This is a genomic window from Nocardiopsis sp. TNDT3, assembly GCF_003427465.1.
Classification (GTDB): domain Bacteria; phylum Actinomycetota; class Actinomycetes; order Streptosporangiales; family Streptosporangiaceae; genus Nocardiopsis; species Nocardiopsis dassonvillei.
Genome location: NZ_QPFC01000242.1, coordinates 1 through 5,637, shown reverse-complemented (window position 1 = coordinate 5,637; position 5,637 = coordinate 1). Strand labels below are relative to the sequence as shown.

5 protein-coding genes are annotated in these 5,637 nt (G+C 72.5%); 3 read left to right on the top strand and 2 right to left on the bottom strand.

Annotated elements, in window-relative coordinates; genetic code table 11:
* Nucleotides 1–668 (bottom strand): acyltransferase (locus DQW06_RS06645; protein ID WP_157983358.1); only part of this gene is annotated, 668 nt, incomplete at its 3' end.
* A 149-nt stretch (nucleotides 669–817) separates the two neighbouring features.
* Nucleotides 818–2,194 (bottom strand): cystathionine beta-synthase, encoded by a 1,377-nt coding sequence (locus DQW06_RS06640; RefSeq protein ID WP_013151142.1) that lies wholly within the window; start codon nucleotides 2,192–2,194, stop codon nucleotides 818–820.
* Between the two features lie 378 nt (nucleotides 2,195–2,572).
* Between DQW06_RS06640 and DQW06_RS06635 the strand changes: the two genes are divergently transcribed.
* The 3 genes from DQW06_RS06635 to DQW06_RS06625 all read left to right on the top strand — a co-directional run bounded on the left by DQW06_RS06635 (nucleotide 2,573) and on the right by DQW06_RS06625 (nucleotide 5,579).
* Nucleotides 2,573–3,628 carry an SGNH/GDSL hydrolase family protein gene (locus DQW06_RS06635; RefSeq protein WP_013151141.1) on the top strand — a complete coding sequence of 352 codons (1,056 nt, stop codon included), beginning with the start codon at nucleotides 2,573–2,575 and terminating at the stop codon, nucleotides 3,626–3,628.
* 133 nt (nucleotides 3,629–3,761) lie between these two features.
* On the top strand, nucleotides 3,762–4,982 hold the full coding sequence (locus DQW06_RS06630; RefSeq protein WP_013151140.1) for an acetyl-CoA C-acetyltransferase: 1,221 nt from the start codon (nucleotides 3,762–3,764) through the stop codon (nucleotides 4,980–4,982).
* 345 nt (nucleotides 4,983–5,327) lie between these two features.
* Nucleotides 5,328–5,579, top strand: coding sequence for a DUF4287 domain-containing protein (locus DQW06_RS06625; protein WP_013151139.1), 252 nt, complete (start codon nucleotides 5,328–5,330; stop codon nucleotides 5,577–5,579).
* Nucleotides 5,580–5,637 lie beyond the last annotated feature (58 nt).

Genomic DNA, 5,637 nt, shown 5'->3' with positions numbered 1-5,637 from the left:
ACGGGGGTGGGCACCCGGGTGGGGGTGCCGGTCTCGCGCAGCGGCGGGTCCCAGCCCAGTTCGGGGTCGTGGGTTCGCACGACCTTCCCGGGCACGCCGGCGATGACGGCGTGGTCGGGGTAGGTGCCCGGCCGGACCACGGTGCCCGCGGCCACGACCGAGTTGCGGCCCAGGTGCACGCCGGGCAGGATCACCGCGTTCGCGCCGATCCAGGTGCCGTCGCCGATGCTGACGGGGTCGTCCACCGGCCACTGGAGGCCGACGGGGATCTCGGTGTTGCCGTAGGCGTGGTTCTGGTCGGTGATGTAGACGTAGGGGCCGGTGTACACGTGGTCGCCGATGTCCACGGACCTGTGGGCGACGATGTGCGAGCCGCGCCCGATGGCGCAGCCCGAGCCGATCCGCACGACCGTCCCGGGGCCCAGGTCGTAGTCGGGCCCCATCCCGGCGGCGAGGGTCATGTCCCCGCCCAGGACGGTGTGCACGCCGATCTCGATCCAGGGCTCGCCGTAGAGGGTGGCCGTGGGGAAGGCGATCGCCGAGCCCGTGCCGAAGCGCGCGAACCTGCGGGCCGCCCTGGAGTCGGCGCGGATTTCGGCCTTGGTGCGGGCGTACGACCAGACGGAGCGGAGAACCCAGGACAACAGCCGCGACACGCGTGCCCCCATTTATTACCTACCAGTAACTGTCGCGAACATTAGCAGTGTTCGAGTATGCGACGACATGTCCGGTCGGTACACAGCGGGGCCCGAACCGTGCTCGGTTCGAGCGCGGTCCGGGCCCCGTGGCGGTTTCGCGGAGGTTCCCGCGGACGGGGTCAGCCCGACAGGTGGGCCAGCAGGTCCTGGCGGGTGAGGATCCCCACCGGCTTGCCGTCGCGCAGCACCACCAGGGCGCCGGACCCGCGCAGCAGGCGGACGCAGTCGCTCACGGGGGTGCCGGTGCCCACGGTGGCCAGCGGCCTGCCCATGTGGGTCTCCACCAGGTCGTCCAGCTGCGCGCGGCCGTCGAAGAGGGCGTCGAGGAGGTCGCGCTCGGCGATGGAGCCGACCACCTCGGCGGCCATGACCGGGGGCTCCTCCTTCATCACCGGCACCTGGGAGACGCCGTACTCGCGCATGATGGCCACGGCCGTGCCGACGGTCTCGTCCGGGTGGGCGTGCACGAAGTCGGGCATCTCCCCGCCCTTGGCGGCCAGCACCTGGCCCGCCGTGGCCTCCTCGGTCTCGGCCGACAGGAAGCCGTAGTCGGCCATCCACTCGTCGTTGAAGATCTTGCCGAGGTAGCCGCGGCCGCCGTCGGGCAGCAGCACGACGACGACGTCGTCGGGACCGGCGTCCCGGGCCACGCGCAGGGCCGCCTCGACGGCCAGGCCGCAGGAGCCGCCCACCAGCAGGGCCTCCTCCCGGGCCAGGCGGCGGGTCATGAGGAAGGAGTCCTTGTCGCTGACCGCCACGATGTCGTCGCACACCGAGGTGTCGTAGGTGCCGGGCCAGATGTCCTCGCCCACGCCCTCGACCAGGTACGGGCGGCCCGAGCCGCCGGAGTAGACCGAGCCCTCGGGGTCGGCGCCGACGATACGCACCGCGCCGCCGGAGACCTCCTTGAGGTAGCGGCCGGTCCCGCTGATGGTGCCGCCGGTGCCGATGCCCGCCACGAAGTGGGTGATGCGGCCCTCGGTCTGCTCCCAGATCTCGGGGCCGGTGCTGTGGTAGTGCGACTCCGGGTTGTTCGTGTTCTCGTACTGGTTGGGCTTCCAGGCGCCGGGGATCTCGGTGGCCAGCCGGTCGGAGACGGAGTAGTAGGACTCCGGGTGGTCGGGGGCGACGGTGGTCGGGCAGACCACGACCTCGGCACCGTAGGCGCGCAGGACCGAGAGCTTGTCCGGGCCGACCTTGTCCGGGCAGACGAAGACGCAGCGGTAGCCCTTCTCCTGGGCCACGATGGCCAGGCCGATGCCGGTGTTGCCCGAGGTCGGCTCGACGATGGTGCCGCCCGGCTTGAGCTCGCCGCTCTTCTCGGCCGCCTCGACCATGCGCAGCGCGATGCGGTCCTTGACCGAGCCGCCCGGGTTGAAGTACTCGACCTTGGCGAGGACCGTCGGGGCGTTCGGGCCGAGGACCTGGGTGACCTTGTTCAAACGGACGAGCGGAGTGTCCCCGACCAGGTCGATCAGTGAGTCGTATACCCGCACTTGCGCTCCCTCTGCGTCGTGGCGGCCGGGTTTCGGCCCGCCATGTCCTCGCCCCGGTGGCGAGCCCGGGGCGCTGGGCCGGTCCGACCCGTCTCAGTTCAGACTCTAATGGTCTCCACCAGCCGGTTCCGCTGCGTCGGGGAACCGGCCGCCCTCCCGCGGAGGAAGGCCGGAGCGGCCGGTGCCCGAACGCCCGGCGGCCCCCGCGCCCCCACCCGGGGGGACGGCCGTCCGCCCCTGTTCCGCCCATACCGCTCCCCTCACCCCGGGGCGCGGATTGTGTACCGCTCAGGTACGTGATTCCGGGGTTGCCCACCGGTAACCTCGCTCGTATCCGTCCCGCCCAGGGCAGGCGGGTCCGAGCCTCGGGGGTGTCCGGTGCTGCGAGCCGCACGCGCAAGACGGATCGCCGCTGCCACCGCGTTCGGCGGCGGCGGGCTCACGCTCGTGGGCGGCGGCACCGTCGCGCTCCTCTACCTCCAGGCCAGGCTGGCCCGGCGCGCGGTCGGCTCCCCCCGCTGGGACAGGCCCGTGGTCAACGGCGTCTACGGCGGGGGCTCCGGACCGCCGATCCGCATGCTGATGATGGGCGACTCCACCGCCGCCGGGTTCGCGGTCGAGCGGGCCGACCAGACCCCCGGCGTCCTCCTGGCCTCGGGGCTGGCGGCGGCCGCCGAGCGCCCCGTGCGCCTGCGCTGCACCGCCTCCCCCGGCACCACCTCGGCCAACCTGGCCGTCCAGATCGAGCGCTCCCGCGCCCTGGAGGAGGCCACCCGCTACGACCTCGCGGTCATCTTCGTCGGCGCCAACGACGTCATCCGCCGCGTGCGCCCCAACGACGCCGTCGCCCAGCTCCGCGAGACCGTCCGCAAACTGGTCGACCACGGCACGCAGGTGGTGGTGGGCACCTGCCCCGACCTGGGCACCGTCCGGCCCATCGGCTGGCCGCTGCGTTCGGTGGCCCGCCTCGCCTCCCGCCAGCTCGCCGCCGCCCAGGTCATCGCGGTCACCGAGGCCGGAGGCCGCGCGGTCTCCATGAGCGACGTGCTGGCGGACGATTTCCGGACAGATCCTGCTTCCATGTTCGGGCCTGACCGTTTTCATCCGTCAGCTCTCGGGTACTCGCAGGCCGCCTTCGCCGTCCTGCCCTCGGCCTGCGCCGCCCTGGGGCTGCTGCCCGAGCTGGACGACGCCGAGCGCAGCAGCGGCGTCCTGCCGGTGGACCGCGCGGCCGTGGTGGCCGCCCAGACCCCCGGAACGGAGGTCTCCCGGGTGGACGCCCAGGCCAGCGGGGTCATCACATCCGGCAGGCACGGGCGCTGGGCGGCGCTCGTGCGCGGCCCGTTCCACCTCCGGGGCGGCCGCGGGCACCCGGACGGGTCGACCGGGATGGCCACGACCGAGAACGCCGACCGTTCCGGGGAGGGCGGTTGAACGCCGACCCCGGGTGGCGTGCGGGACCCCCGGCCAGGTTTACTGGTCGGTAACAACCGAGGCCGGAGCAGGTCGCCCGGCCCTCCGGATCCACAGCTGCACACGCAGCACCTCAACCGTTAGGGACGCAGCCATGCCCGAAGCAGTCATCGTCGCAACCGCCCGCTCCCCCATCGGCCGCGCCTTCAAGGGCTCGCTCAAGGACATCCGGCCGGACGACCTGACCACCCAGATCGTCCGCGCGGCGCTGGCCAAGGTCCCCGAGCTGGACCCGGGCAGCATCGACGACCTGATGCTCGGCTGCGGCCTGCCCGGCGGCGAGCAGGGCTTCAACATGGCCCGCATCGTGGCCGTCCAGCTGGGTCTGGACACCGTCCCGGGCACCACGGTCACCCGCTACTGCTCCTCCTCCCTCCAGACCACCCGGATGGCCTACCACGCCATCAAGGCGGGCGAGGGCGACGTCTTCGTCTCCGCGGGCGTGGAGACCGTCAGCCGGTTCGTCAACGGCAGCAGCGACGACGGCAACAACGAGAACCCGCTCTTCGACGACGCCAAGGCCCGTACCGCCAAGCGCGCCGAGGGCGGTGCCGGAACCTGGACCGACCCGCGCGAGGACGGCAACCTGCCCGACGCCTACATCGCGATGGGCCAGACCGCCGAGAACGTCGCCCAGGCCACCGGCGTCTCGCGCCAGCGCCAGGACGAGTTCGCGGTCCGCTCGCAGAACCTCGCCGAGAAGTCCCTGGACAACGGCTTCTGGGAGCGCGAGATCACCCCGGTGACCCTGCCCGACGGCACCGTGGTCAGCACCGACGACGGCATCCGCCGAGGCACCACCTACGAGAAGGTCTCCGAGCTCAAGCCGGTGTTCCGCCCCGACGGCACCGTCACCGCGGGCAACGCCTGCCCGCTCAACGACGGCGCCTCGGCCGTGGTCGTCATGAGCGACACCAAGGCCGCCCAGCTGGGCATCACCCCGCTGGCCCGCATCGTGTCCACCGGGGTGACCGGCCTGAGCCCGGAGATCATGGGCCTGGGCCCGGTGGAGGCCTCCCGGCAGGCGCTGGCCCGCGCCAACATGGCCATGGGCGACATCGACCTGGTCGAGATCAACGAGGCCTTCGCCGCGCAGGTGCTGCCCTCCGCCGACCAGCTGGGCATCGACATCGACTCCCAGCTCAACGTCAACGGCGGCGCCATCGCGATCGGCCACCCGTTCGGCAGCACCGGCGCCCGCATCACCGGCACGCTGATCAACGGCCTGCGCTTCCACGACCGGACCTTCGGCCTGGAGACCATGTGCGTCGGCGGCGGGCAGGGCATGGCCGCCGTCTTCGAGCGCCTGAGCTGACGCTCCGCGAGGCCCGGGGCCCGGAACGCGCCGCCGGGGTCCCGGTGGTGCTTGCGGGCCCTTCGCCGTGCACGGCCCCTCCCGTCGGCCCGTGCCGCGACCGACCGCTCCCGTCCCCCGCGTCAGGGTCGCGGACGCCGGGGGCGCAGCTGGCCGGCAGGCCCTCCGTCTCCGGAACACGCACGAAACCCCGCCTGTCACAGCAGGGTTCGTCTGGATACCCCTTCAAGACGAACGTTCTCACACCTGCAAGGTAAAAGCTGGTGACCGGGGCTTGTCCAAAACGTGATCCTGATGCAGGGTCGCAGGTAAGTGCCACACGCCAACGCGCTGCCGGAGGTGCCCATGTCGGTAACCCACTCGCCGGAGATCCACGCCAAGCTCATCGAACGCATCCCGGTCGTCACCGGCCGGGGACTCCACGAGTGGTTCGACGCCCTGGACGGGGGACCGGGCCTGGTGCGCTGCCAGGACCGGTCGAACTGGCTCGCCGACGAGTACGAGTTGCCCCAGTGGTACGCGCAGGCCCTCGTGACGGAGTACGACCGCCGTCGCAGGAACCGCTCCATCCCCGCGCCCCGACGCGGGAAGGCCTGAGCGCGCCGCGGGCTCGCCGACCACGGCGAAGGGGCCGCCGCCCGGACATCCGTCCGGG